Origin of the sequence: Gordonia sp. (in: high G+C Gram-positive bacteria) (genome assembly GCF_052106715.1) — a bacterium.
Lineage (GTDB): Bacteria > Actinomycetota > Actinomycetes > Mycobacteriales > Mycobacteriaceae > Gordonia.
This window is the reverse complement of the sequence record NZ_JBQEDL010000014.1, coordinates 1-26,983: the sequence shown is the minus strand read 5'-3', so window position 1 is coordinate 26,983 and position 26,983 is coordinate 1. Positions and strand designations below refer to the sequence as shown.

General features: G+C 66.6%; 22 protein-coding genes. 15 read left to right on the top strand and 7 right to left on the bottom strand.

Annotated elements, in window-relative coordinates:
• The first annotated feature begins 170 nt into the window (after positions 1-170).
• From ACTIMF_RS09105 to ACTIMF_RS09095, 3 genes are all read left to right on the top strand, one after another.
• Positions 171-2,720, top strand: a complete 2,550-nt coding sequence (locus tag ACTIMF_RS09105) for an ATP-dependent Clp protease ATP-binding subunit (RefSeq protein WP_442349965.1) — start codon at positions 171-173, stop codon at positions 2,718-2,720.
• A gap of 203 nt (positions 2,721-2,923) precedes the next feature.
• The gene (locus ACTIMF_RS09100) at positions 2,924-3,874 is read left to right on the top strand and encodes a hypothetical protein (protein WP_442349964.1); all 951 of its coding nucleotides are present in this window, start codon (positions 2,924-2,926) and stop codon (positions 3,872-3,874) included.
• A 126-nt stretch (positions 3,875-4,000) separates the two neighbouring features.
• Positions 4,001-4,906, top strand: coding sequence for an SGNH/GDSL hydrolase family protein (locus ACTIMF_RS09095; RefSeq protein WP_442349963.1), 906 nt, complete (start codon positions 4,001-4,003; stop codon positions 4,904-4,906).
• Positions 4,907-4,921: 15 nt separating this feature from the next.
• Here the strand turns inward: ACTIMF_RS09095 and ACTIMF_RS09090 are convergent, their stop codons facing one another.
• Positions 4,922-6,469: an acyltransferase gene (locus ACTIMF_RS09090; RefSeq protein WP_442349962.1), complete on the bottom strand. Its 1,548-nt coding sequence runs from the start codon at positions 6,467-6,469 to the stop codon at positions 4,922-4,924.
• A 208-nt stretch (positions 6,470-6,677) separates the two neighbouring features.
• Here ACTIMF_RS09090 and ACTIMF_RS09085 point away from each other — a divergent pair, with 208 nt between their 5' ends.
• The gene (locus ACTIMF_RS09085; protein WP_442350027.1) at positions 6,678-7,721 is read left to right on the top strand and encodes an alpha/beta hydrolase; all 1,044 of its coding nucleotides are present in this window, start codon (positions 6,678-6,680) and stop codon (positions 7,719-7,721) included.
• 4 nt (positions 7,722-7,725) lie between these two features.
• On the opposite strand, the gene kstR is transcribed toward ACTIMF_RS09085, so the two are convergent.
• Positions 7,726-8,379: a cholesterol catabolism transcriptional regulator KstR gene (gene kstR, locus ACTIMF_RS09080; RefSeq protein ID WP_442349961.1), complete on the bottom strand. Its 654-nt coding sequence runs from the start codon at positions 8,377-8,379 to the stop codon at positions 7,726-7,728.
• Positions 8,380-8,506: 127 nt separating this feature from the next.
• Between kstR and ACTIMF_RS09075 the strand changes: the two genes are divergently transcribed.
• The 8 genes from ACTIMF_RS09075 (at position 8,507) to ACTIMF_RS09040 (ending at position 17,639) form a co-directional block, all read left to right on the top strand.
• Entirely contained in the window at positions 8,507-10,651 is a 2,145-nt protein-coding gene (locus ACTIMF_RS09075; RefSeq protein WP_442349960.1) for an acyl-CoA dehydrogenase family protein, read from the top strand.
• 71 nt (positions 10,652-10,722) lie between these two features.
• Entirely contained in the window at positions 10,723-11,745 is a 1,023-nt protein-coding gene (locus tag ACTIMF_RS09070) for an acyl-CoA dehydrogenase family protein (protein WP_442349959.1), read from the top strand.
• Positions 11,736-12,887: an acyl-CoA dehydrogenase family protein gene (locus ACTIMF_RS09065; RefSeq protein WP_442349958.1), complete on the top strand. Its 1,152-nt coding sequence runs from the start codon at positions 11,736-11,738 to the stop codon at positions 12,885-12,887. The genes ACTIMF_RS09070 and ACTIMF_RS09065 overlap by 10 nt, the downstream gene beginning before the upstream one ends.
• Before the next feature lie 26 nt (positions 12,888-12,913).
• The gene (locus ACTIMF_RS09060; protein ID WP_442350026.1) at positions 12,914-13,912 is read left to right on the top strand and encodes a bifunctional MaoC family dehydratase N-terminal/OB-fold nucleic acid binding domain-containing protein; all 999 of its coding nucleotides are present in this window, start codon (positions 12,914-12,916) and stop codon (positions 13,910-13,912) included.
• Positions 13,909-14,361, top strand: a complete 453-nt coding sequence (locus ACTIMF_RS09055; RefSeq protein ID WP_442349957.1) for a MaoC family dehydratase — start codon at positions 13,909-13,911, stop codon at positions 14,359-14,361. Before ACTIMF_RS09060 ends, ACTIMF_RS09055 begins: the two co-directional genes overlap by 4 nt.
• On the top strand, positions 14,358-15,548 hold the full coding sequence (locus ACTIMF_RS09050) for a lipid-transfer protein (RefSeq protein ID WP_442349956.1): 1,191 nt from the start codon (positions 14,358-14,360) through the stop codon (positions 15,546-15,548). Before ACTIMF_RS09055 ends, ACTIMF_RS09050 begins: the two co-directional genes overlap by 4 nt.
• A 24-nt stretch (positions 15,549-15,572) precedes the next feature.
• A complete protein-coding gene (locus ACTIMF_RS09045; protein ID WP_442349955.1) occupies positions 15,573-17,186 on the top strand; it encodes an AMP-binding protein in 1,614 nt (537 codons plus the stop codon).
• A 72-nt stretch (positions 17,187-17,258) separates the two neighbouring features.
• Positions 17,259-17,639, top strand: a complete 381-nt coding sequence (locus tag ACTIMF_RS09040; RefSeq protein ID WP_442349954.1) for a DUF732 domain-containing protein — start codon at positions 17,259-17,261, stop codon at positions 17,637-17,639.
• A gap of 11 nt (positions 17,640-17,650) precedes the next feature.
• Here the strand turns inward: ACTIMF_RS09040 and ACTIMF_RS09035 are convergent, their stop codons facing one another.
• Positions 17,651-19,279 (bottom strand): ABC-F family ATP-binding cassette domain-containing protein, encoded by a 1,629-nt coding sequence (locus ACTIMF_RS09035; protein WP_442349953.1) that lies wholly within the window; start codon positions 19,277-19,279, stop codon positions 17,651-17,653.
• A 12-nt stretch (positions 19,280-19,291) separates the two neighbouring features.
• Positions 19,292-19,924, bottom strand: a complete 633-nt coding sequence (locus ACTIMF_RS09030) for a TetR/AcrR family transcriptional regulator (RefSeq protein ID WP_442349952.1) — start codon at positions 19,922-19,924, stop codon at positions 19,292-19,294.
• 108 nt (positions 19,925-20,032) lie between these two features.
• On the opposite strand from ACTIMF_RS09030, the gene ACTIMF_RS09025 reads away from it, so the two are divergent.
• Both ACTIMF_RS09025 and ACTIMF_RS09020 read left to right on the top strand, forming a co-directional pair.
• Positions 20,033-21,361 carry a flavin-containing monooxygenase gene (locus tag ACTIMF_RS09025; RefSeq protein ID WP_442349951.1) on the top strand — a complete coding sequence of 443 codons (1,329 nt, stop codon included), beginning with the start codon at positions 20,033-20,035 and terminating at the stop codon, positions 21,359-21,361.
• Positions 21,358-22,485 carry a serine hydrolase domain-containing protein gene (locus ACTIMF_RS09020; protein WP_442349950.1) on the top strand — a complete coding sequence of 376 codons (1,128 nt, stop codon included), beginning with the start codon at positions 21,358-21,360 and terminating at the stop codon, positions 22,483-22,485. Before ACTIMF_RS09025 ends, ACTIMF_RS09020 begins: the two co-directional genes overlap by 4 nt.
• A 10-nt stretch (positions 22,486-22,495) precedes the next feature.
• On the opposite strand, the gene ACTIMF_RS09015 is transcribed toward ACTIMF_RS09020, so the two are convergent.
• Complete coding sequence (locus tag ACTIMF_RS09015) at positions 22,496-24,127, bottom strand: substrate-binding domain-containing protein (RefSeq protein ID WP_442349949.1); 1,632 nt, start codon at positions 24,125-24,127, stop codon at positions 22,496-22,498.
• Positions 24,128-24,302: 175 nt separating this feature from the next.
• On the opposite strand from ACTIMF_RS09015, the gene ACTIMF_RS09010 reads away from it, so the two are divergent.
• Positions 24,303-24,713 carry a VOC family protein gene (locus tag ACTIMF_RS09010; RefSeq protein WP_442349948.1) on the top strand — a complete coding sequence of 137 codons (411 nt, stop codon included), beginning with the start codon at positions 24,303-24,305 and terminating at the stop codon, positions 24,711-24,713.
• A gap of 1 nt (position 24,714) precedes the next feature.
• Here ACTIMF_RS09010 and ACTIMF_RS09005 read toward each other — a convergent pair whose 3' ends face one another.
• Both ACTIMF_RS09005 and ACTIMF_RS09000 read right to left on the bottom strand, forming a co-directional pair.
• The gene (locus ACTIMF_RS09005; protein ID WP_442349947.1) at positions 24,715-25,167 is read right to left on the bottom strand and encodes a helix-turn-helix domain-containing protein; all 453 of its coding nucleotides are present in this window, start codon (positions 25,165-25,167) and stop codon (positions 24,715-24,717) included.
• A 70-nt stretch (positions 25,168-25,237) separates the two neighbouring features.
• Entirely contained in the window at positions 25,238-26,836 is a 1,599-nt protein-coding gene (locus tag ACTIMF_RS09000; RefSeq protein WP_442349946.1) for an MFS transporter, read from the bottom strand.
• Between the last annotated feature and the right edge of the window lie 147 nt (positions 26,837-26,983).

Below are 26,983 nucleotides of genomic sequence, written 5' to 3'. Positions count from 1 at the left end.
CGTGCAGCGTTGTCAACCTCAGACCCCCATCGTGGTCGACGGCATCCGCCCGAGACCGGAGTAATGAGCGGGCGGCTGGTCGCGACCACTAAGGTGGACGTAGGGCTGGTCGTCATACTCTGCCGCGGGTGCGCGGCAACGACCGGGGCGCAAGCAATCGAGGGAGAACAATGTTCGAACGGTTCACCGACCGCGCACGCCGGGTTGTCGTCCTGGCGCAAGAAGAAGCGCGGATGCTCAACCACAACTACATCGGCACCGAGCACATCCTGTTGGGCCTCATCCACGAGGGTGAAGGCGTGGCGGCGAAGGCGCTCGAGTCGCTCGGCATCTCACTCGAGGCCGTGCGCAGTCAGGTGGAGGAGATCATCGGCCAGGGCCAGCAGGCTCCGTCCGGTCACATCCCGTTCACCCCGCGCGCCAAGAAGGTCCTCGAACTGAGTCTGCGCGAGGCTCTGCAGCTCGGCCACAACTACATCGGCACCGAGCACATCCTGCTCGGACTGATCCGCGAGGGCGAAGGCGTCGCCGCGCAGGTGCTCGTCAAGCTCGGCGCCGACCTGAACCGGGTCCGCCAGCAGGTCATCCAGCTGCTGTCCGGCTATCAGGGCAAGGAGCCGGAGACGGCAGGGACCGGTGGACGCTCGTCCGACTCGGGCACACCGTCGACGTCGCTGGTACTCGATCAGTTCGGCCGTAACCTGACGACCGCCGCGTCGGAGGGCAAGCTCGACCCCGTCATCGGGCGCGAGAAAGAGGTCGAGCGGATCATGCAGGTCCTCTCGCGTCGCACCAAGAATAACCCGGTCCTCATCGGTGAGCCCGGCGTCGGTAAGACCGCCGTCGTCGAGGGACTCGCCCAGGCCATCGTGTCGGGCAACGTCCCCGAGACGCTCAAGGACAAGCAGTTGTACACCCTCGACCTGGGTTCGCTGGTCGCGGGCAGCCGCTACCGCGGTGACTTCGAGGAACGACTCAAGAAGGTCCTCAAGGAGATCAACACTCGCGGCGACATCATCTTGTTCATCGATGAGCTGCATCAGCTCGTCGGCGCGGGCGCCGCAGAAGGTGCGATCGATGCGGCCAGCATCCTGAAGCCGAAGCTGGCCCGCGGCGAGCTGCAGACCATCGGCGCGACCACGCTCGACGAGTACCGCAAGTACATCGAGAAGGATGCGGCCCTGGAACGTCGTTTCCAGCCGGTCCAGGTCGGCGAGCCGTCGGTCGAGCACACCATCGAGATCCTCAAGGGTTTGCGCGACCGTTACGAGCAGCACCACAAGGTGTCGATCACCGACGGTGCGCTCGCCGCCGCGGCCTCACTCGCGGACCGGTACATCAACGACCGTTTCCTGCCGGACAAGGCCATCGACCTCATCGACGAGGCGGGCGCGCGTATGCGCATCCGCCGGATGACCGCTCCGCCAGACCTGCGCGAGTTCGACGATCGCATCGCCGACGCGCGCAAGGAGAAGGAGTCGGCGATCGATGCGCAGGACTTCGAGCAGGCTGCGAGCCTCCGCGACAAGGAGAAGAAGCTCGTCGCCGAGCGTGCCGAGCGCGAGAAGCAGTGGCGCGCGGGTGACCTCGACGTGGTCGCCGAGGTGGACGACGAGCAGATCGCCGAGGTCCTCGGCAACTGGACCGGCATCCCCGTCTTCAAGCTCACCGAGGAGGAGACCAAGCGTCTGCTCCGTATGGAGGACGAGCTGCACAAGCGGATCATCGGCCAGGAGGACGCCGTCAAGGCCGTCTCGAAGGCGATCCGTCGTACGCGTGCAGGCCTGAAGGATCCGAAGCGTCCGTCGGGCTCGTTCATCTTCGCCGGCCCCTCGGGCGTCGGTAAGACCGAGCTGTCCAAGGCACTCGCCGGCTTCCTGTTCGGTGACGACGACGCACTCATCCAGATCGACATGGGCGAGTTCCATGACCGGTTCACCGCGTCGCGACTGTTCGGTGCTCCTCCGGGATACGTCGGCTACGACGAGGGCGGTCAGCTCACCGAGAAGGTCCGCCGCAAGCCGTTCTCCGTCGTCCTGTTCGACGAGATCGAGAAGGCCCACTCGGAGATCTACAACACCCTGTTGCAGGTTCTCGAGGACGGTCGTCTCACCGACGGTCAGGGTCGCACGGTCGACTTCAAGAACACGGTGCTGATCTTCACCTCCAACTTGGGCACCGGCGACATCTCGAAGGCCGTCGGCATGGGCTTCAGTGGCACCGACGACGGTCGCGGCTCGAACTACGAGCGGATGAAGCAGAAGGTCAACGACGAGCTGAAGAAGCACTTCCGGCCCGAGTTCCTGAACCGTATCGACGACGTGATCGTGTTCCACCAGCTCAAGGAGAACGAGATCCTTGAAATGGTCGACCTGATGATCGCGCGCGTCGAGACGCAGCTCAAGAACAAGGACATGGAGATCGAGCTGACCGAGGAGGCCAAGGGACTGCTCGGCAAGCGCGGCTTCGACCCGGTGCTCGGTGCGCGTCCGCTGCGTCGCACCATCCAGCGCGAGATCGAGGACCAGCTCTCCGAGAAGATCCTGTTCGAGGAGATCAAGGCAGGTCAGATCATCCTGGTCGACGTCGAAGGCTGGGACGGTGAAGACGACGGCGAGGACGCCTACTTCACCTTCACCGGTTCGGACAAGCCGCGGGGCATCCCCGACGACGCGGTCGAGTTGACCAAGACGGCGGGAGGCGGCGAGAGCGACTCCTGAGCGAGCGCTGATCCCGCAGTAGACCCGGTACGCGAGCGGCCGACGGACTCCCGTCGGCCGCTCGTGCTCTGTCCGGAGCCCGCGGCGATTCGGAGTCGGGCGAATGACGCGACCTGACTGCACCTCGGCAGACGGTCTACGCTGCACATGTCGATTCGTCCTGCCGGTCGAATCGTGAACGCAACGAATCGGGAGCAGAATCCATGTCGTACGGACCGCCGAACCAGCCGCAACCCAACTTCGGCCAGCCGCCGCAGCAGGCCGGTGTGCCCGGACCCTCGAAGCCGTCCGTGCAGAGCAAGCTTCTCGCACCGACGGGTGCACGGAGCCGAAACAGCCTGATCGTCGGGGCTGGCGCCGCCGTCCTCGGTGTGCTGCTGATCGTTGTCAGCTTCCTGACCTGGCTGTCTCTGAACGCATCGATGTCGCATTCACTTGCCGGCGCCGGCGAGATGACCATGGACATCAACATGACGGTGAACGGTGTCGGCAGCGACTCGACCGACCTCGACGTCAATCTCCCTGGCGGAATTCCCGCGAGCGTCGCCGACGAGATCCAGGCGAACGCCGACCAAAGCTTCGCCGAGAGCACGGAGGCCGACGGCGACGGTCCCGGATCGCCCGCGATCTGGACGATCATCTTCGGGGTGCTGCTCATCGCGGGAGGTGCGCTCGTTGCGATCCGCCGTTTCCCCGGAATCGGGGCGATCATCGTCGCTGCGGCCGGACTCGCGACCACGATCGCGACCATCGTGTTCGTCGCTGATCCGCTCGGCGCGTTCGGCGGAGACATGGGTGAGATGGATGGTGGCTCCGGTGACGCAGGCGCCGGGTACGGCCTGTGGTTGGCGCTCGTCGTCTCATTGCTCGCTCTCGCGGCCGGTGCCGCGGCGGTGGCGCTGACACTGTTCCCCGAGAAGTTCGGCACGTCGAACCGTCCGGCAGTCCCCGGATTCGGTGGGCCCCAGCAGTTCGGCGGCCAGCAGCAGTACGGCCAGCCCCAGCAGTACGGCCAGCAGTACGGTCAGCCCCAGCAGTACGGTCAGCAGCAGTACGGTCAGCAGCAGTACGGGGCACAGCCGGGCTTCGGACAGCCCCAGCAGGGCCCCGGCTTCGGCCAGCAGCCCCCGAACTACGGTCCGCCGCAGGGCTGAGGACAGTCTCCTCGGGCTCGCCGCGACTGCTGGTCGCGGCGAGACTCGATCGGGGGTCGAAGATCACACGCCGGGCCGTCCTGCGGATTCGTGTTCCTCACAGGTTCTTATGTGAAACTACAAGTCATGCCTTCGTCTCGAATCCCGTTGTCGCGCGTTCTGATCGTCGTACTCACGATGGCGGTCGTGGCGGGCGTCGGCGTCGCGATTGCGACTTCGCGAGACGCCGACGGAGCCGCTTCGGCCAAACCGTTGATGGCGGCTCAGAACTCGCCTGCCGAGAAGCCCCGCTACGTGGCCATGGGCAGTTCGTTCGCGTCCGGTCCGGAGTCGAACAAGCGAGGTCCGAGCAACTGCGGTCGCAGCGAGGACAATTACCCGAACAAGGTCGCCGACACTCTGGGGTACCGGCTCGTCGACGTCACCTGCGCGGGCTCCACGACTTCTGACATATTGCGGCCGTCCAAGCGGTACCACAAGCCTCCACAGATCGACGCCGTCACCTCGGACACCGATGTCGTTACGCTCACCACCGGTGGCAACGACGTCGGCTACATCGGTCGGCTCGGAGTCCAGAGTTGCGCGAACCTCGCGATGACGGGGATCCGTCCGTTGCGTTGCAACGCGAACCGGGTCCCGTCACCCGCACCGGTCGCCGCGTCGTTCGTCTCTCTTGAGCATCGGATGGAGCAGATCGTGCATGCGATCAAGACCCGTGCGCCGAAGGCGAAGATCGTGTTCGTCGACTATCCGCCGGTGGTCTCCGTTGCCGATGTGGCCTGCCAGAAGCTGCCGCTCGCGCCGTGGGAGATCGTCGAAGCAGGCGTCGTCGCCGATTCGCTCGCCGCGGCCACCGCACAGGCTGCGCACGCGACGCGTTCGATGCTCGTCCAGCCGTCTCAGGCGGGCAAGGCGCACACGGTGTGCTCGTCCGCGCCGTGGTTGCAGGGTTTTCCCGGCTCGCCGCCTTACCACCCGACGGACACGGGCAAGAACGGCGTCGCCCGCCTCGTCATCGACGCGATGCGCTGAGCGCGGTAAACCCCGCTACTTCACCGGCTTCGCGTCGTCGGCCGTGTACTGGTCGACAGGAGCGTCGGTCACCGGATCGTCCATCTCGTTCACCTGCGACGGAGCGTCCGCGGCCAGGCCTGCGGCGACGTCGGCTGCCCGCTGCTCGCGAGTCTCCGAGAGCTGATGGTAGGCGACCACCGCGGCTGACAGGAGCAGCAGCGCGCCGATTGCCGCAATAAGGGAACCGATCGACGTGTTGCCACAGAAGCGAAGTGCGACGCCGAACGCGATTCCACCGGCGCCGATGAGCGCTGACTCGAATGGGCGCTGCTGGCGCCAGTCTTCACGCTCGCGTCCGGTGGTGATGAGGCTGACCGGGCTGCGGCGCAGAGTCTCCACCAGCGCGACGGTCAGGACGATCGTGATCAGATACGTGAAGAAAATGTTCCAGAACAGGCTGAGATCGGTCCACGCTCGGGTGGTGCTCATGACCTCCGAAAGCACGAAGACGTGCGCGAGGTAGATACCGTACGAGCGGTCCGACCCCTTGCGCAGGATTGTGTCCGGAGTGGAGCCTGGAGTCCGTCGTGCCTGCCAGATGGTGCCGAGGATGTACAGGATGCAGATGATCGACAGCAGCGCGAACGCGTTGTGCAGCATGAAGACGTTCGTCGCACGGAACATTTCCTCGGTCCCGGCAGCAGGATCCTCCATACCGGTCGCGATGTTGGCCTTACGAGCGAAGTAGACCAGCGTGGTGATGATCGTGGCGAGTCCTGCGCCGACGATGAACCAGCGCCAGCGCTTCATGAACACGGTGAACGCGTCGAAGTGGTAGGCCGCAAGACAGCCCGCGAAGATGAAGAACTGATAGGGCAGGATCGTCACCGGCAGGTAACGCCACAGCGCGCCGAAGACGCCGGACTCGAACAACGCGGTCGGTGCGCCGCGCACCATCTGGTACATGAACCACGCCTGGATGAGAGCACTCAGCGCGAGAAGGTAACGGTGGTAGCCCCACGTCCGCTTGATCACCCACAGTACGGCGGGGAAGACCAGGTAGATCTGCATGCTCACCGACATGAAGTACAGGTGGTACGCAGCATGGCCGGTGATCAGGTCGTACGCGATGCTCTTCACCGCGAGCTCGAGATCGTGCACGCTCGAGAAGATGCCGGTGACGCCGTCGACGCCGCCGCCGTCGTAATGCTTCTTCAGCCAGTAGAACAGCGACCACACCAGGAATGGCAGGCCGATCAGCTTGTACCGCTTGCGCCAGAACGACGGCGCATGCAGCTCACGATTGCGGTACTGGTAGGTCAGCACGAATCCGGTGAGCGCGAAGAAGCAGTAGCGCGTGTAGCGGAGCACCAGACCGACGCCCTGGGCGACGACCGCGGTGTACGGGACCATGCCCAGGATCACGTGATCGAGGATCACCCCGGCGAACGTGACCAGCCGAACGAAGTCGATCTGGTACAGGTGCCGGTCCTTTTTGACAGGCTTGTCCTTCGGGGTGGAATCGGCCTGCGCCGGGGTCACGACCTTCTCGCCGGGGAGGTCGCCTGCGTTATCTGACATAGGTGTAGCGGTCCGTCTCGTCCTTCGGGGCGCGCGCGGGCGCGTTTGGTGACTGTAGGCAGGCTACTCGCCCACTGAGTGGCTTCACGCATCGGAAGGTCTACGGGTCGGCGTGTTGTCGGGTTTGAGGGGCTGTACGTGGTTCCCGAAATGCGTCGCGCACGCTAGACTGCTGTGGCAGGTGTTTCTGGAGAGACTGATGGGGTTAATGATGCGAGTGTCTGTCGTGCGTGGGGTCGCCGCACTCTCTGTTGCTGTCGCAGCATGTTCGGGAGCGGGTACTGCGTTCGCCGAACCCCCGTCATCGACGGCGACGCCGAGCACGCCGGCAACGGCCCCGCTCCCGTCGCGCATCGTCTCGTCCGCAGACGTCACCTCACGCGAGAAGCTGCTCGAGGTGTACTCGGCGTCGATGGGGCGGAACATCTCGGTCACCGTGCTCCACCCGGAGAACGACGCGCGACCCGCTCCAGTCCTCTACCTCCTCAATGGCGCGGGCGGTGGCGAGGACTCGGCGACGTGGAAGGCCAAGACCGACTACCGGAAGTTCTTCGCCGACAAGCACGTCAACGTCGTCACCCCGAACAGCGGCGCGTTCTCGTATTACACCGATTGGCAGAAAGACGACCCCGTGCTCGGCCGCAACAAGTGGCAGACGTTCCTCACCGAGGAACTGCCGCCGCTCGTCGACAAGTCGTTCACTACGACCGGAGCCAATGCGATCGCAGGCATCTCCATGTCGGGCACGTCGGTGCTCAACCTCGCGATCGCTGCACCGAAGCTGTACCGTTCCGTGGCCGCGTACAGCGGGTGCGCCCGAACGAGTGATCCGCTGGGGCAGGCGTACATCCGCACCGTGGTCGGCGACCGGGGGCGCGGCGACATTACCAACATGTGGGGACCGTTGGACGGCCCCGGTTGGAAGGCCAACGACCCCTACTTGAATGCGGCCAAACTCAAGGGCGTCAAGGTCTACATGACCAGTGGTACGGGGCTGCCCGGCCCGTACGACGTACCGAGCGCGCGCCTCATCAACGGCGACCCGGCGGTGCTTCTCGACCAGGTCCTGATGGGGGGAGCGATCGAAGCCGTCGTGAACAGCTGTACGCAGCAGATGAAGCAGGCGCTGGACAAGGCGGGCGTCGACGCGACGGTCACGACCCGCCCGACCGGTTCTCACTCGTGGGAGTACTGGCAGCGCGACCTGCACACCACGTGGCCGTCGATCGCCAAGGACCTGAACGCGGCCTGAGGGTCTACTTGTCGAGCAGGAGTCGGACGGTCTGTCCCATCCGATTCGTCACATCGGCCGCGGAGACGCGACGTGTGAGCCACTGGACCAGATTCGACATCCACACGTCCGAGATGACTCGCGCGATCGCGAGTTCCTTCTCTGACGGCTCCTGAGGATCCTGCGGATCGAGGATCGCGCCGGCGAGAAGTCGGTCGATGATGCCCGCGACGCGGTCGACCTCGGCCGTCGCCGACGCGTCGGCGAACATGAACGCTCGTGTCATCGCCTCGGTCAACAGCGGGTCGCGCTGCATCGCGAACGTGATCATGTCGAGGACGAACTTCAGGCGCTCCATGGCGTCGTCGCCCGGCAGTTGGGTGCGGTCGACGCGACCTTCGACGCGTTCGAGTTCGCGCGCCAACGCGGTCACCAAGAGGTGGACTTTCGACGGGAAGTATCGGTACAGGGTTCCGACGGCGACGTCGGCCTTCTCGGCGACCGCGCGCATCTGCACCGCGTCGTAGCCGCCCTTCGACGCGAGCGACAGCGTCGCGTCGAGGATTCGGCGCCGGCGCTCGCGCTGAGCCGCCGACCCGACCTCGGCTCCGGACGTCGGAGCGGGGGCCGTCGGCGGTGCCGGTTGGTTGTCGCTCGTGGTGCTGGCCGGGCCTGCCATGTGCGGCATCCTCCTCGATGATCGGGCTGTCGCTGGTTGGCAGCGGCACTTCGCGTGGTGTACACCCTAGATGTCATTAGAACAGGTTCTAATTGGGTGCACCAACAGAAACGCAGAGGAATATCCCGTGACTATCGCCACGTCATCCGACCAGCAGGCCGTCCATCACAGCATCACCGAGTGGGCGGCCGCGAAATCAGTGGTCGAGGCGGTACGGGCGGACGTGGACGGCGCAGGTCCCTCCTGGTGCGGGTGGTTCCCCGAGTTGGGTGCGCTCGGGGTATTCGGGGCGGCCGTCGACGAGTCGCGCAACGGCGCGGGCGGCACGTTCGTCGACGTCGCGGTGATGCTCGAAGCATGTGGTGCGTCGTTGGTTCCCGGGCCGCTTGCTCCGACCGTGGCAGCGGCGTACGTGGCCGCACGTGCGGGTGCAGCTCAGGCCGACTCGCTGCTGGCGGGTGATCGGCCGGTGGTGACTCCCGCCGCCGTGACCGCGACCGGCGCTCCGTTCGTGGTGGCCGACGGAGTCCTCGACCTCGGACCGGTGCCGGGCTGGGCGGACGCAGTCGCCGTCGTCGCGCCGCTCGATCTCGGTGACGGCGACGCGCGGTGGTTCCTAATCGATACGTCGGCCGTGACGGTTGACGCCGCAGCAATGGATGGTCCGCTCGACGGGACCGCGGTCCCGAGTCGCGTCCGGCTGTCCGGCGTCGGAGACGCGGCACTCGTCGAGTTGGGCGACGGTGAGACCTTCGTCGCCGTTCTCACGCTCGGCATCGCCGCGTACCAGGCCGGCGTCGCACGGCACGCCCTCGACGTGGCGGTCGACTACGCAAAGGTGCGTACCCAGTTCGGCGCCCCGATCGGCTCGTTTCAAGCGATCAAACAGATCTGCGCCGACATGCTCACCCGTAGTGAGCAGCTCGCGGCGGCGGCATGGGACTTGGCGTCCGCCTTGGACTCGGGCGACCCGGACCAGACCCGGCTGAGCCGACTCGCCGCGACGGTTCTCGTCGCCGACCTCGCCCCCGCCAACACCAAGGACGCGATCCAGGTCCTCGGCGGTATCGGATTCACCTTCGAGCACGACGCGCACCTGTACCTGCGCTCGGCGCTGGCGACCCGCACGCTGCTCGGGCAGGGAAGCGCGGCGCGCGCCGAGCTCGCGCGGTTGGGACGTGCGGGCGCGCGCCGCGAGTTCTCGCTCGACCTCGACTCGGTGCAGGCGCGGCGCCCGGAGATCGCGGTGGCGGCCGAAGAAGTGGCGGCCACCCCCGAATCGGAACGTCGGGCAGCGCTCGCACGGACCGGGCTCCTCGCCCCGCATTGGCCGGAGCCGTACGGCCTCGGAGCCGGGCCGGCGTTGCAGCTGCTGATCGACGCCGAACTCGACCGTGTCGGCGTCGTCCGACCGGATCTAGTGGTCGCCGGGTGGGCGCTCCCGACGATCCTCGAGCACGGGACGCCGGCGCAACGCGAGAGATTCGTGGCGTCCACGCTCGCCGGAGACACCCGCTGGTGTCAGTTGTTCAGCGAGCCCGAAGCGGGTTCGGATCTCGCATCGCTGCGCACCAGAGCGGTACGGACCGACGGCGGTTGGCTACTGACCGGCCAGAAGATCTGGACGTCCGAGGCGCACATGTCGCAGTGGGCGGTCTGCCTGGCGCGTACCGACCCCGACACGCCCAAACACAAGGGAATCACCTACTTCCTCGTCGACATGGCGAGCGCGGGCATTGACATCCGCCCGCTTCGCGAGCTGACCGGCCGCGCCATGTTCAACGAGGTGTTCCTCGACGAGGTGTTCGTGCCGGACGAGATGGTCGTCGGCGCGATCGACGGGGGTTGGCGGTTGGCGCGCACCACACTCGCCAACGAACGCGTCGCGATGGGCGGATCCGGTCTCGGTAAGGAAGTCGACGCCTTGTTGAGGCAGATCGACGGCATCGACCTCGACGTCGAGCAGACCCGCGTTCTCGGCGGAATCATCGCGGACGCGCACATCGGTCGGGTCCTGGACGCGCGCGCCGTCGTGCAGCGACTCTCGGGCACGGATCCGGGAGTGACCTCGAGCGTCCGCAAGCTGATCGGCGTCGTCCACCGACAGGCGGTGCCGGAGTTCGCGACCGATCTGCTCGGCGTCGACGCGCTCGCGTCGACGACGGCGACCGAGCTGCTGTTGCTCAACCGCTGCCTGTCGATCGCGGGTGGAACCACCCAGATTCTGAAGAATGCGGCCGCCGAACGGATTCTAGGTCTGCCCCGCGGCTGAACACGTGACCAGCCGCATAGTCGATCTGATACAAATAGAACAAGTTCTAATTTGTAGATTGGAGGCACCGGATGGACTTCACCTTGGACCCGGCGGCCGCAGCAGTCGAAGAGGCCGCCGACGAGGTCGTGCGTCGTCTGGAACCGGACTGGGAGACCCGCTTCGACGGCAGTGGTTTCGACGACACTGCATGGCGGGCGTTCCTCGACGCGGGATTCCCCGCGATGCCGTTGCCCGGCGCCGTCGGCGGTGACGATCTGGACGTCGACTCGCTCCGACCGCTCGTCACGCGCGCCGGTCGCGACGCCGTCGTCACCCCGTTGCTGGGGACACTCGCAGCAGCTCTGACCGTGCGCGAGGACCTCGGAGCGGTCGCCGTCGCGATCGGCGAGGCCGGCTCGGCGCTCGGCGACCCGCAGGCGACCACGGCCACTTCAGAATCGGCCGGAGTCCTCGTCACCGGTGTCAAGACCGGTGTCCTGCACGCCGACGCCGCTGAGAACCTTCTCGTGACGACCGACGCGGGCGTCGCCGTTGTCGCCGCGGACGCCGACGGAGTGCGGATCACCCGCACCACGTCGTCGTCCGGATGGGGCGAGTGCACGGTCCGCTTCGATGGCGCCCGCGCCGACCGCGTGCTCGACGACTCGACTTCCGGGGACCCGGTGACCCGACTCGTCGACGTCTACCGCGCACTGCTCGCCGCCTATGCGTCCGGCCTCCTCACCGGCGCCATCGCGCGCACCGCCGAGCACGTCAGCACCCGCAACCAGTTCGGGAAGCCGATCGCGGCTTTCCAAGCCGTCGGCCAACAACTCGCCGACGTGTACGTGGTGTCGGCGACTCTCGACCTGGTCGCCGTCACCGCCGCATGGGAGCTCGCGCAGGGCCGTGACGCCGCGGTCGACCTCGGCACGGCGCTCTACACCGTGGCGTCCGAACTGCCGGCGACGATGCGCACCATGACTCACCTGCACGGCGGGATCGGCGTCGATGTCACCTACCCGCTGCACCGCTACTTCTCACTGGCCAAAGACCTCGCCCGACTGGTCGGCGGATCTGATCGCACTCTGGAGGTGCTCGCGTGTTCATAGCGCTCACCGACGAACAACTCGCCCTCCGCGACGAACTGCGCGTCTATTTCTCCACGCTCATCAGTGACGACGACGCGCACACCATGCGTACCGAACGCCACGGCCCGACCTACCGCAAGGTGATCAAGCAGATGGGCGCGGACGGATGGCTCGGCGTCGGCTGGCCAACCGAGTTCGGCGGCCACGGCTTCGGCGAGATCGAGCAGCAGATCTTCACCAACGAGGCGATCCGCGCGGACGTGCCGCTGCCGTCGGTGACTCTGCAGACCGTCGGCCCCACCCTGCAGAAGTACGGCACTGCCGAGCAGAAGGCCCAGTTCCTTCCGCGCATCCTGTCCGGCGACGTGCACTTCGCGATCGGCTACACCGAGCCCGAGGCCGGAACGGACCTCGCATCATTGACCACCAAGGCGGTCCTCGACGAGACCGGCGAGAACTACGTCGTCGACGGACAGAAGATCTTCACCACCGGTGGCCACGACGCCGACTACATCTGGCTCGCCTGCCGGACCGACCCGGAGGTCGGCAAGCACAAGGGCATCTCGATCCTGATCCTGGACACGCGCGATCCCGGCTTCTCCTGGACGCCGATCATCACCGCGGACGGCGCGCACCACGTGAACGCCACCTATTACAGCGGCGTCAAGGTTCCGGTGTCGATGCGCGTTGGCGAGGAGGGCGACGGCTGGAAGCTGATCACCACCCAGCTCAACCATGAGCGGGTCATGCTCGGGCCGTCGGGACGCATCAGCGGCATCGCCGACAAGGTCCGCGAGTGGGCTCGTTCGAGCGGTGTCGACGACGAGCCCGAGGTCCGTCGCGTCTTCGCGAAGATCGACGCGTTCGAGCGGCTCAACGAGCTCCTCAACTGGCAGGTCGCCTCGAGCGGCGAGATCTCGATGGCGTCGGCCGCCGCGACCAAGGTGTTCTCCACCGAACGGGTGCAGGCGATTCACCGGATGGTCGACGAAGTGGTCGGGCGGTACGGCGACTTCGCCGACCCGGCGACCGCCGACCTCGTCGACTGGCTCGACATGATGGCCAAACGCAACGCGGTCATCACATTCGGCGGCGGTGTCAACGAGGTGATGCGAGACATGATCGGAACCGCAGGCCTCGGCCTGCCGCGAGTGAAGAGGTAGTCGTAGTGAGTTCGCCAGAATCGACGATCTCTCCCGAATCGACCGTCGACCAGATCTACGCGGCCGCCGACGTGATCAAGGCGTCCGGCGCAAGTGCGCAGACCCTCGGGCGTGACCCGATCAACCGGCCGATGATCCACAACTGGGTCGAGGCGATGGGCGATGCGAACCCGATCTACGTCGACGACGACGCGGCACGCGCGGCCGGACACGACGGCATCGTCGCACCACCCGCGATGGCCCAGGTGTGGACGATGCGCGGCCTCCACGGCGTCCGCACCGACGACGACCCGTTGGGGCGGGCGACCGCGTTGTTCGACGCCGCCGGCTACACCTCGGTGGTCGCGACCGACTGCGACACCGTCTACCACCGGTACACCGCGCCGGGCGAGGAGATGGCATTGTCGTCCGAACTCGTCGACGTCGTCGGGCCCAAGCACACGGCGCTCGGGGAGGGCTGGTTCTTCACCACGCGCAACACGTGGCGAGTGAAGGGCAGCGACGAGATCGTCGCGGAGATGAACTTCCGCATCCTCAAGTTCGCACCCGGCTCCGCCAAGCCCGCGAACCCGGCACCCGATCTGGATCCGGCGAAGCTCATCCGGCCGACGGCCTCCCGCGACACGGCCTTCTTCTGGGACGGCATCGCGGCCCACGAACTGCGGATCCAGCAACTCGAAGACGGTTCGCTGCGGCATCCGCCGATCCCCGCGACGTGGCGTCCGCGCGAAGCCGACGGAGAGTTCGGGACAACTCACTATCGCATCGTCTCGGGCCGGGGCACCGTGTACAGCCACGTAGTCCACCACGCACCGAAGGTGCCCGGGCGACCACTGCCGTTCGTCGTCGCCCTCGTCGAACTCGACGAAGGTGTCCGGCTGCTCGGCGAACTCCGGGGCGTCGACCCCGCGGACGTCCGGATCGGGCTGCCCGTGCAGATCACGTTCCTCGACTTCCCGGCAGACGGCGACCGACCCGCGTGGACGCTGTACGCGTTCACGCCACGTGAAGGAGGCGACCGGTGACCGCCGGAACCATCTCGGTGGGCGCGACGCTGCCGCCGTTGACGATCGAGGCGACCCCGACGTTCGTGGTGTCGACGGCGATCGCCACCCGCGACTTCCAGGACGTGCACCACGACCGGGACCTCGCGCACCAGAAGGGGTCCAAGGACATCTTCGTCAACATCCTCACCGACACGGGTCTGGTGGAGCGCTTCGTCACCGACTGGGCCGGTCCACGGGCCGTCATCGCGTCCATCGCATTGAAGCTGGGAGTGCCTTGGTACGCCTACGACACTGTGACCTTCACCGGTGAGGTGACCGAGGTCGAGGAGGGCGGAGTCGAGCAGGGCGGAGTCGAGGAGGGGGGAGTCGACGGTGCGCGGGTCACCGTGGCCGTGACCGGAACCAACTCGCTCGGCAAGCACGTGATCTCCACAGTCGTCTTCACTCGGAAGGAGCAGGCGTCATGACCGGTACAGACGGGTCCCGCTCACTGTCGGGGAAGGCCTCGATCGCCGGAATCGGTGCGACCGACTTCTCCAAGAACTCCGGCCGTAGTGAACTGCGGCTGGCCGCAGAATGCATCAACGCTGCTCTCGATGACGCCGGGCTCACCGCCTCGGACGTCGACGGTCTCGTCACGTTCACCATGGACACGAACATGGAGATCGCCGTCGCTCGCGCCGTCGGCATCCCTGAACTGACGTATTTCTCGCGCATCCACTACGGGGGTGGGGCAGCCTGTTCCACCGTGCAGCAGGCGGCGATGGCGGTCGCCACCGGGGTGTGCGACGTCGCCGTCGCCTACCGCGCGTTTAACGAACGGTCCGGAAACCGGTTCGGTCAGGTCAACGCGGCCGTAGCGAACCAGGAGAACTCGTCGGGCACCGACAACGCGTTCTCGTACCCGCACGGTCTGTCGACGCCTGCCGCGTTCGTCGCGATGACGGCGCAGCGCTACATGCACGAGTACGGCGCCACCAGCGAGGATTTCGGTCGAATCGCCGTCGTCGATCGCAAGCACGCGGCGCTCAACCCGAAGGCGTTCTTCCACGGAAAGCCCATCACGTTGGAGGACCACCAGAACTCGCGGTACATCGCCGAGCCGCTCCACCTGCTCGACTGCTGCCAGGAGTCCGACGGTGGCGTCGCGATCGTCGTCGTCTCGCCCGAGCGAGCCAGGGATCTGCGCACCACCCCGGTATCGATAGCGGGTGCGGCGTCGGGCAGCGGGACCGACCAGTTCATCATGACCAGCTACTACCGTGACGATCTGCCCGCGCTGCAGGAGATGGGCCTCGTCGGACGGCAACTGTGGGAGCAGTCCGGCCTCGGCCCCGACGACATGGACCTGGCGGTGCTCTACGACCATTTCACCCCGTACACGCTGATCCAATTGGAAGAGCTCGGCTTCTGCGGGCGCGGCGAGGCCAGAGACTTCATCGCCGACCCCGGAGCTCTCGAAGTCGGCGGCAGGCTGCCGTTGAATACCCACGGCGGCCAGCTCGGGGAGGCCTACATCCACGGGATGAACGGCATCGCCGAAGCCGTCCGCCAACTCCGCGGCCAATCCGTCAACCAGGTCGACGGCGCCTCGAAGGCACTCGTCACCGCAGGCACCGGCGTCCCGACGTCTGGCCTCGTCCTCACCCTCTGATCCCAGCTCAAGGAGACACCCGAGATGAAGTTCAACCTCGCAGACGTGTTCGAGACCGTCGCGGACACCGTTCCCGACCGGGTCGTGCTCAGTTACGAAGGCACCTCGTACACCTACGCCCAGATGGACGCGCTCACGACACAGGTCGGGCACATGCTGTCCGCTCACGGCGTCGGCCTCGACGATCACGTCGGCCTGTTTCTGAAGAACAGCGTCGAGCACGTCACGAGCCTGCTCGGGCTCCTCAAGGTGCGGGCCGTGCCGATCAACGTCAACTACCGCTACACCGACCCCGAACTCGAGTACATCTTCGAGAACTCCGACTCGAAGGCGATCATCGTCGAGCTGCCCGAACATCAGCGGTCCGTCGCACGGTTGATGCCGAAGCTTCCGCTGCTGAGGACCGTCTTCGTGATCGGCGACGTCGACGAGGAACTGTCGGCGGCCGTCGCAGCCCTCGACGGACGGACCGTGGACATCGTCGACTTCGGCGAGCATGCGAATGCGCCCACCGAGCGTGACTTCGAGACTCGTACCGGCGACGAGCACTACATCATCTACACGGGCGGCACCACCGGCTACCCGAAAGGCGTGGTGTGGCGACACGACGACTTCTTCCGCAAACCGATCTCCGGCGGCAACCCGTACGGCGACCCCCGTGAGGACCTCGACGAGATCGCCCGCGAGGTGCCTAATTTCCCGTCTATCGCCGCACTCATCGCGGCGCCGCTGATGCACGGCGCGGCGTCGTACCTCCTGTTCACGTTCATCGCCCTCGGCTCCCGGCTGATCCTGGAACGCGACTTCGACGCCGAGAAGATCATCGAGAACATTCCCCGCGATCAGACGCAGATCATCCTGATCGTCGGTGACGCGATGGGTATCCCGCTGGTGCAGGAGATGGAGCGGCAGAAGGACTCCACCGACATGTCGTCGCTGTTCTCGATCACGTCGGGCGGCGCGATCTGGAGCAGGTCCGTCCGAGACCGGATGCTCGCGGTGAAACCGGAACTGTTGATGCGCGATAACTTCGGCGCCTCCGAATCGGGCAACGACGGCGAGATCATGATGGACGAGAGCGGCAACCTGTCGGTTCCACCCACCGACCGCATGATGATCGTCGACGAGCGATTCGAGCAGATCACCATGCCGAACGAGCCGGGGCTGATCGCGCGCGTCGGCAACGTGCCGGTCGGTTACTACAAGGACCCGGAGAAGTCGGCGCGGACGTTCCCGACACTGCCGGACGGCCGCCGGATCTCGGTGCTCGGTGACATGGGGTACCTGACCGAGGACAAGCACATCGTGTTCCAAGGCCGCGGCAGCCAGTGCATCAACTCGGGTGGCGAGAAGGTGTACGCCGAAGAGGTCGAGGCGGCGATGCACGGTCACCCGGCGATCGCGGACGCCCTTGTCGTGCCGGTCCCGGACGAGAAGTACGGGCAGCGCGTCGGTGCCGTCGCAAGCCTCAACGAGGGCGCGCCCGAGCCGTCGCTGGAAGAGATCCAGGAGCACTGCCGCCAGAGCATCGCCCGGTACAAGGTGCCGCGTAGCGTCGTCTTCGTCGACGAGGTCAAGCGCACGCCTGCGGGCAAGGCCGACTACCGCTGGGCTAAGTCTGCGGCCGTGGCGGACTGACTCCCTCACTGACACGGTCGGTTCGTGCGCTTAGAGTGAGTGCATTCGCCTTCCTACGAAACGGAGATCGTCATGCGTGTGAGAACTGCGTTCCTCGCCCCGATGGTCGTCGCGGTCGCACTCGTGTCCGCAGCGTGCGGATCCGACGACTCGGACTCGGGCGCACCGGATTCGTCGCAGCGGCAGGCGTATCTGTCGGCGGTCAAGTTGAGCGGCGTGAAGTTCGCCGACGACGACGAGGCGGTCTCGGTCGGTCAGAAGATCTGCGAGGATCTCGAGAGCGGCACCAGCGTTTCCGACGCGGCGAAGGGTGTGAGCCAGGCCGCCAACTCCGGGCAGGGTGCTGCGGTGGTCGGCGCGGCCATGGGGTCCTTCTGCCCGGGAGCAGCAGGCGACATGATGCCCAAGAGCTCTGACCTGCCGACGATGCCCAGCATCGATCTGCCGGGCTGAGCGGCGCCGATTCAGCGTTCAAGTTCGGGGCCGCCGAGTTCGGGGACCTGCCGCAGCGTTCGGTCCGCATCGAGTTCGAGGACGATGTCGATTCCGACCTCCTGGAGGAACCGGTAATCGTGGCTGACGACGAGAAGCGCGCCGCGGTAGGCGTTGAGCGCCTGTGTCAACTGGCGCACGCTGGTGACGTCGAGGTTGTTCGTCGGCTCGTCGAGGATGAGCAGGGCAGGCGGTGGTTCGGCGAACAGCAGCTTTGCCAGACTGACCCGGAAGCGCTCGCCGCCGGACAGCGTGGAGACTGGCCGGTCGACGGCCGCACCGCGGATCAGTAGGCGTGCCAGTCGATTCCGGATATCGCCCGGGGTGGCGTCGCGCGTGACGGATCGAACGTTCTCCAGTGCGCTTGCCCCATCGTCGAGTCCATCGAGGCGCTGAGGCAGATACCCGTACGACTGGGTCAACAGACGCCCCGACGGGAGTCCGGCGACGCGATCGTCGCCGCGCACCAGGTGGGCGAGGAGTGTCGACTTCCCGGATCCGTTCGGTCCGACGACGACGGCGCGTTCGGGGCCCTGGATGACGACGTCGCCGTGCACCGTGGCGAACTCGATCAGGCGACGACCACGCGGCAGGTCCGGAGCCGGTAGGTCGAGAGCGATGTCGTCGTCGTCTCGGATGCGTGCATCAGCGGCGTCGACCGCCGCCTGCGCCGACTCGACCTTGCCGTCGAGCGTTCCGCGGAGCGCTCCGGCGGACTCCTGTGCCCGACGCTTACGCGCACCGGCGAGGATCTTCGGCAGTCCGCCGTCTGCTTGCGCCTTCTTACCGGTGCGGGCGCGGTGGGCGAGCCGTGTCTCGGCATCGACGCGTTGCCGCTTCTCGGCCTTCAGGGTCTGCTGGGCACTGCGCGCGGCCTGCGCGGCAGCAGCCTGATCGATGTCGAGCGCCTCGCGCCATGCGCTGTACGGTCCGCCGAAGGTCGTGAGCGAGCCGGCGTACAGTTCGGCGGTCGCCTCCATGTGGTCGAGGAGCTCGAGGTCGTGACTGACGACGATGAGTGTGCCAGGCCAGTCGTCGACGAGATTCGCGAGCCGTGCGCGCGTGGCGCGATCGAGGTTGTTGGTCGGCTCGTCGAGCAGCGTGATCGGAGTGCGGCGCAGGGACAGGCCTGCGATGGCCAGGAGCATCGCCTCGCCGCCGGAGACGTCGGCGACGCGGCGGTCGAGATGATCGGCGGACAGACCGATCCGTTCGAGCGACGCTTCGACGCGGGCCGGCAGATCCCAGTCGTCGCCGACGGTCTCGAAGTGCTTCTCGTCGACGTCGCCGGACTCGATGGCCGCAAGTGCGGCCAGCACTCGATCGACGCCGAGCAGTCGGGCGACGGCGGTGTCGGCGTCCAGGGTGAGGGTCTGCGGGAGGTATCCGACCTCGCCGACCGTGTCGATGTGCCCGCCCGTCGGGGTGAGATCTCCGGCGATCAGGCGCAGGAGCGTCGACTTGCCGGAACCGTTTCGGCCGACCAGGCCGGTGCGTCCCTCGTCGAATGCGCCGTCGACGTTGGCGAGTGCGAGCGAGCCGTCGGGCCAGGCGAACGTGACGTCGTGCAGGGCGACGCGGGTGTGTGCGGGAGTAGACATGTGGCAGCGACGCTACCCAGGCGGGGGGACGGGCGCACCTGATTTTCCGGGCGGTGCGAGCGCCGGGAACCAGATGTCACTGAGAACGTCGGCGGCCTGCTCCGGCGAGAACTCGATCGTGCCCTGGATCTGCGATCGCGTGAAGTACCGCTCGAGCTGGGTCACCAGCAGTTCGATCCGGAAACGTGCCTCGTCCCGACGGTTCGCGGGCCACCGGGCGAGGTAGCCGGGCATCGCGTCGCTCAGTGCGGTGATGGATGCGCGGCCGATGGCGTGGAACTCCGGCTCCACCGCCAGTGCCTCGTCCCAGGCGGGAAGGATGTCGCGGTTCGTGGAGAACCAATCGAGGGCGTGGCGGATCCAGCCGGTGAACGCCTCACGCGATCCGTCGGTGAGTGCGACGTCGAGATCGCGATAGACGGCGGCCGCTCGCTCCTGCATGGTCTCCGCGCTGATCTTGGCGAGGACGTCCATCTTGCCGGTGAAGTGCAGGTAGAAGGTCGCCCGGCTGCACCCCACCTCGCGGGTGATGTCGTCGACGGTGACGGTCGAGTAGCCACGAGCGACGAACAACGACTTCGCCGCGTCGATGAGGGCACGGCGGGTCCTGCGCTTCTGCTCGTCACGCAGCGTCGACTTCGTCATGGCATTCATGATGCTCGGTGGACATTAACGAGGCAATCTGACAACTCACTAGACCCAGTGTCAGTGAAAGTTCTACCGTGACGGAGACGACGTTCGAGGAGTGGACACATGACTGACAACACGGTCGCGATCATCGGCGCCGGATGCTCCGGCTTCACGACCGCGAAACGATTGACGGACCAGGGCATCGGTTTCGACTGCTTCGAGATGTCCGACGACGTCGGCGGCAATTGGTACTACGGGAATCCGAACGGCCGGTCGGCGTGCTACCAGTCGCTGCACATCGACACCTCGACCAGTCGGTTGGAGTTCGAGGACTTCCCGGCGCCTGCCGATTGGCCGCACTTCCCGCACCACTCGTTGATCCACCGGTACTTCCGCGATTACGTGGACCATTTCGGTCTACGGGACTCGATCCGATTCGGGACTGCCGTTCAGAAGGCTGTGCATCGCTCCTCGGGCGGCTGGGATCTGACTTTGAGCACGGGAGAAGAACGCTCCTACGACGCGCTGGTGGTTGCGAACGGACATCACTGGAATCCGGCGTCTCCGGACTATCGGGGACACTTCGACGGTCAGATCATCCATAGTCACGACTATCGGACGCCGGTCGATCCCGTCGACATGCACGACAAGCGCGTGATGGTGGTCGGGATGGGCAACTCCGGACTGGACATCGCCTCGGAGGTGTCGAACCGGACGATCGCCGAGCACGTCTGGGTGTCGGCTCGGCGCGGTGTGTGGGTGCTGTCGAAGTATCGCGGAGGCAAGCCCGCCGACAAGATGATGATGCCGCCGTGGATGCCCAAGAGGCTCGGTCTGGCCATCTCGCGGCGAGCGATCAAGAAGTCGTTGGGTTCCATGGCGGGCTACGGGCTTCCGGAGCCGGACCACGAGCCGCTGTCGGCGCATCCGTCGGTCAGCATCGACTTCCTCGCGAAGGCCGGCTCCGGCGACGTGACCTGTGTGCCTGCCATCGACCGACTCGACGGCGACGCCGTCGTGCTCGCCGACGGCGGCCGGATCGCGGTGGACGTGATCGTGACGGCGACCGGCTACCGGATGTCGTTCCCGTTCTTCGACGACCCGGCGCTGCTGCCCGACGATGGCCACCGGTACCCGTTGTTCAAGCGGATCTTTCATCCGCAGTTCGACGACCTCTACTATGCGGGACTCGCACAGTCGTCACCGACGATCGTCAACCTCGCCGAGCAGCAGAGCAAGATCATCGCGGCACACCTGGCGGGGCGCTACCGGCTCCCGACCGCCGACGCCATGCGGGAGGCCATCGCCGCGGACGAACGCAGACACCTCGGGCAGTACTACGACGCACCCCGACACACCATCCAGATCGACTTCGCGCGCTACGTCAAAGACCTTCTCGCCGAGATCGAAGCGGGCGAGAAGCGGATGCGCGAACCGGTGGGCGCCCGGTGACCCTCGACGGGCACTGCGCAGCCGAGTTCGCCGGGGTGCAGGCCGCGTTCGAAGCGGAGTTCGCCGCGGGCAACGAAGTGGGCGCGTCGTTATGCGTCATGGTCGGAGACGACGTCGTGGTGGACCTGTGGGGCGGCGTCGCCGACGAGGCGACCCGGCGACCTTGGGTGCGTGACACCGTCGCCACGACCTACTCGGTCACCAAGACCATGACGGCGTTGGCTATCCTGGTCCTGGCCGACCGGGGTCGTCTGGACGTCGATCAGCCGGTTGCGCGGTACTGGCCGGAGTTCGGCAGGGCGGGCAAGGACGAGGTGACCATCGCGCAGGTGCTCGACCACACGTCCGGTGTCTCCGGGTGGCAGCAGCCGATGACGGTCGACGACCTGTATCGGCAGCCGGACGCGGCTGCTGCACTGGCCGATCAGGTTCCGTGGTGGACGCCCGGTGACGGCTCGGGGTACCACGCACTCACTTTCGGGACGATTCTGGCCGAAGTGATCGCGCGCGTCACCGGCACCACCCTCGGGGCGTTCCTCGAATCGGAGATCGCCGGCCCTCTGGGAGCCGACTACCGCGTCGGCATGCGGGGCGGCCTGGACCGCATCGCCCCGATGGTTCCGCCGCCTCCCGCCCACGTCGATCTGGCGTCACTGCCCGCAGACGTCGAGCCTCGACGAACGCTCGGCAATCCGGTCTTCTCGGCCGCGATCACCGCCGACCCGACGTTTCTGGCTGCCGAACTGGGTGCCGTGAACGGTCAGGGGAACGCCCGCTCGGTAGCCCGACTGCAGTCGATCGTCACCGGGCGTGGACGCGCGGGCGGCCGCGCATTCCTGTCGGCGGAGACCGTCGATCGGATCGTCGAGACGAGAACCGACGGGGTGGACCGGGTGCTGGGCGTCCCGGTCCGCTTCGGGCTCGGGTGGGCGTTGTCAAGCCCGGCGATGCCGGGTGTGCCGGACGGTGATGTGTGCTGGTGGACGGGTCTCGGCGGTGCCGTCGTCTCCTGTGATCTCGGGCGCGGGATCACCGTCGCCTACGTCATGAACGCGATGGCGCCCGGATTGATCGGCGCCCCGCGCCCGAACAGGTATCTGGCTGCGGTCTACGAGTCGCTCTGACTCACTGCGCTCATGCGTCTTCGACGCGGTACGACACGGCCTTGAGGAGTATCGAGCCGATGTCCTTGGGGTCGTGTGCGACGAACGTGCTGCCGCGGGTCGCCTCCGAGATCCGTTCGAGCGCATCGGCGTCCGCGTCGTCGGAGATGCCGATGGTGACGATCGGGATGCGCCGCGCCGGATTCTTCATGATGTTCAGTTCGGATACGAGTTGGTCAAGGCTGATTGAGTGCGGGTCCTCGTTGCGGCCGTCGGTCATCAGGATGACGCTGTTCGAATACGCGGGATCGTAGGTGTCGTACACCTTCTTGAACGCGGCCAGCGCGGTGTCGTACAGCCCAGTCCCGCCACCCAGATTCGTGAGGCTGGTGTCGATGGCTCTGGTCAGGACATCGCGGTTGAGGACGCCGTCGGTCTTGTCCAGGACCGGGGCGATCGGTGCGACCTCCCGGTAGGGGGTACCGGAGCCGCCGCGGTCGATGCTGAACTCCCAGTATCCGAGCGCGGTGTTCTTGGGTAGCTTGCGCAGCCCGTAGACGGAGGCTTCCTTGAGCAGTGCTGCGCGGGAGCGCCCGCCCGCGTCCTGGCGCATGGAGCCGGACACGTCTTGGACGACGAGGGCACGGATCGGTCGGGTCAGGGCCGTCCACTTGCGGCCGATGTTGTCGATGAACGCGCGGTCGGGAGCATCGATCATGGTGACCTCCCCGACGCCCTCGCCGTCGGGCAGCGGTGAGCCGTCGGCGGGCCGGACGTGGTGCTCAGAACGGATGCGCGCGCCGTCGTCGCTCTTGACCGTGTCGGCGAGTGCCATGATCGCGTCGTTGGAGGTTACGGCCCGCCCCGAAGGGGCGACGTTCGCCACGCGGTAGTCGAGTGCGACGGTTCCGGTCTCGGGAACTGTGGCCGTGATCCCCGGGGCTGTGATCTCTGGGGCCTTGGCTCCCGCATCGGCCGCGAAGGTGGCGTAGGCGCGTTCGGAGACGAGCGCGAGGGACGTCCCGTCGTCCGCGGCCATCGTCGCCAGGTCGGGAGCGCCGTCCTCGTCGTTCATCCTCAGGGCGCGACCGGTCAGGGTATCGATCAATTGCGTGTGGGTCATCGAGCCGTTCGACATCTCGGCGAGCGCGCCGACGACCGCGGCGTTGCTGACATCGCTGGTGGCAGGCGAGTCGACGCGCAGCGGCGGCGTCGCGAGGACTTTCGACCAGGACGGGACCTTCGGCAGGTCGCGTCCTGCGACGACGATCGGCGAGGTTCCGATGGACGGTCCGATCCCGGACCACGTGTGCCCGAGCGCCGTCCCTACCTGGCGGATCCGCGACTGCGACTCGGCTACCCAGATATCGGGCGTTCGACTGCCCGCGAGACGGTCGGCCACGTGACTGGCGGCGATGGCCTCCACCGTGAAGTCGAAGCAGGAGGATTGCTCGGTCTGATCAGCGAGTTCGCTCACGTAGTCGGCGAGGTCGCCTTCGGCGATCACCGAGACGGGCTCGACCTTGTCGCACGATGCCCGAGTGCTGTCCCAGACGACGTACACCCCGATGGCGAGGACCGCCACCAGTGCGACGGACACACCGACCCGAAGTCCGGTGCTGTGCGACGCACCGCCGTCGGTGTTGTTGACGTGTCGACCCATCTGGGGGCGCCTCCTTGCGAGAATGTCGTGATCGCGAAGAAGGCTAGCCCACGAGCGTGAGGCGCGGCACAGTGGTACTGCAAAAAAAAGGGGGTACTGCATGAAGGGCACCGCATCCGCATCACGTCCGAAACGTTCATGACGGTGTTGCGGGTACCGGTCTAACGTCGTCGTCATGACCCAGACGAATGCCCACTCGCCCAGACTCAACGCACTGTCGATCGTCTGCGACGATCTGCAGGCGACGCTCGCCTTCTATCGCCGTATCGGACTGCCGATCCCGGACGCCGCCGACGATGCGCCGCACGTCGAAGCGGACCTCGGCGGATTCCGGGTGATGTTCGACCCGGTGTCGACGGTCCGCGGATTCGACCCAGACTGGACACGGCCGCGGGAGGGGTCCTCGCCGATGAGCCTGGCATTCGAGTGCCCGTCGGCCGACTCGGTCGACAGCATCGTCGCCGATCTCGCCGACCTCGGCGCGCGGGTCGTCCGCCCGCCGTTCGATGCGCCGTGGGGTCAGCGTTATGCGACGGTGCGCGATCCGAACGGCAACGAGGTCGACGTGTATGCGGCCGGTGGCTGACCTACTCGGTGAGCCCGAACTCGGCCGGGCGTCGTCCGGTGAGACGGACGATGTCTCGGTACAGGTGTGGATAGTCGGCGTAGCCGGCGGCGGTGGCCGCATCGGACAGCGAACGACCGGCGCGCAGCATCTCGATGGCGTCGCCCGCGCGAAGGATCACCTGCAGTTTGCGCGGGCCGTAGCCGAATGCGGCGACGCAGCGGCGGTGGAGTTGACGTTCGCTGAGGCCGAGTAGATCGGCGGTCGGCGCCGCTCCCGCGCCCCGGGACAGCGCCGCCACCGTCGGGCCGACCCACGGCTCGACCGCGGCGGACGCTGCGGCCTGCGCGGCGTGGGGTGTCCGGAGTCGCCATGCGAGCGCGGGTGCGACGTCAGCCAACGGAACCGTGAGATCGGGTGTCGGCGCCCGCCACCGATACGGTGTCGCCGTCGAAGACCAGGTCCATGCAGCCATCCGGATAGACGAGCACCGGGTCGCTTCCGATCCGGTGTGACCACGACTGGGCCCGCCGGTCGTCCATGAATCAGTCGTCCATGTGTTGGGAGGGGGCCGAGACGGCGTCGTCGACGACCTTGAGTGGGGTGAACCAGCCGAGGAACACCGCCCCGACGGCCAGGACACTGCCGAGGACGACGAATGAGGTCTGCAGCGGTTCTTCGAACGCGGCCCGTGCGCCCGCGGTGATCTCGTCGGCGAGACTCGACGCCATCGGACCGAGTTCGTCGCTGACCTTCACCGCGCCCGCCATCGAGTTGCGGATCGCCTCGTCCGCGACCGCGGCGGCATCGGGGTCGATGGGCGAGATCTGGGCCGCTGCGGCGTCGGCGGTCGGTCCGATCCGGCTCTCATATCCGGCTGCCATGATGCTGCCCGCCAATGCGATTCCGATCGCCGCGCCGATCTCGCGGGCGGTGTCGTTGACAGCCGAGCCCACTCCCTGATTGTCCACCGGAGTGTTCGACATGATCGCGGTCGTCGACGGCGCCATCGCCAGGCCCATGCCGACCGCGCACACGCCGAGCATCACCGCGACCTTCCAATAGGCGTCGATGTCGAAGACGCCGAGCGCGATCACCCCCGCCGCCGTCACGCCGATACCGATCGAGATCACGAAACGCAGCGAGTCGAAGCGGGCGGCGACCCAGTTGCCGATCAGTGCGAACGATCCGACTCCGACGACGAGCGGGAACAACGCGACCGCGGACTTGAGCGGCGAGTAGCCGAACACCAACTGCAACTGCTGCAGAATCAAGAAGAACAGGCCGAACGATGCCAGGAACTGCAGCATCACCGATAATGACCCGGCGGCGAACGCGCGGTTGCCGAACAGATCGACGTCGAGCAGGGGATCGGTGCGTCGACGTTCGACGAGGATGAACACCGCGACGAGTACGACGCCCACGCACAAGCAGGACAGGACGAGTGGATCGGTCCAGCCGCGATGCGGACCTTCGAGGAGTCCGAACACGACGCCTGCGATCGCCGCGGTCGACGTGAGCGAGCCGATGACGTCGAAGCTGCCGGGGTGCTCGTCCTTCGATGAGCCGATGGTCAGGACGAGGCCGAACACGAGGGCCGTCGAGGCGGCGAACGTGATGAACACCGAGTGCCAGTGGAAGTAGTTGAGTAGGACGCCGGTGACGAAGAAGCCGGCGATCGCGCCGACGCCGGCGACGGCGGCCCACACGCTGATCGCGAAGGCGCGCTTGTCCTTCGGGACGCCCGCGGTGATCAGCGATAGCGTGGTCGGCATGATCAGGGCTGCGCCCGCGCCGGTGACGAAGCGGGTGACGATGAGTGCGGTCGGGCCCTCGACCCAGATGGCGGCGAGCGAACCGAGGCCGAAGACGACGAGGCCGATCAGCAGGACGCCGCGCCGACCGAAGCGGTCGCCGATCGCGCCTGCGGGCAGCAGGAGTGCGGCGAGGATGAGCGTGTAGCTGTCGAGAATCCACGTCATCTGCCCGGTCGTGGCGCCGGTGTCCGCGGCGATATCGGGCAGTGCCGTGTTGAGGGCGGCGATGCCCGCAACGACTAAGCTGACGGCGGCGCAGGTGATCAGGACGAGCCACCCGGCGCGGAGCGAGGTCGATCCGTCATCTGTTCGATATTCGACACGCATCGTTAGTTCACCTGTTTCTCTGGTAACTCGTGTAACTGTAGTCACACGGGCAAATAACCGCCCGACACGAACGAAAGTGGATGATCATGGCTGCAGATCGAATTGCGCGGTCTCCCGAATTGAGCGATGTCCGACTCCATATCGGGC